Source organism: Yersinia rohdei ATCC 43380 (assembly GCF_000173775.1).
Taxonomy (GTDB): domain Bacteria; phylum Pseudomonadota; class Gammaproteobacteria; order Enterobacterales; family Enterobacteriaceae; genus Yersinia; species Yersinia rohdei.
On the sequence record NZ_ACCD01000101.1, the window covers coordinates 1 to 222 of the forward strand.

Here is a 222-nt window from a genome sequence, read left to right on the forward strand (position 1 = left end):
GTTAAAGTCATCTTTAAGATATTCAGTTGATAATGTCTTTCACACATTATCGGAGTGGCGTCCCCAAGGGGATTCGAACCCCTGTTACAGCCGTGAAAGGGCAGTGTCCTAGGCCTCTAGACGATGGGGACACAAAAATCCGACTAAATCATTCAACTTAATCGTTTTTGCGTCAGCATGAGTCGAAACTCACGACATCAACAGGTGCTCTTGCTCGTTTAC

Annotated in this window: 1 tRNA gene; it reads right to left on the reverse strand. The window is 45.0% G+C overall.

What is annotated here, in order from left to right:
• Positions 1 to 55: 55 nt before the first annotated feature.
• Positions 56 to 131: transfer RNA gene (locus YROHD0001_RS0119220), tRNA-Glu, on the reverse strand.
• Positions 132 to 222: the final 91 nt, after the last annotated feature.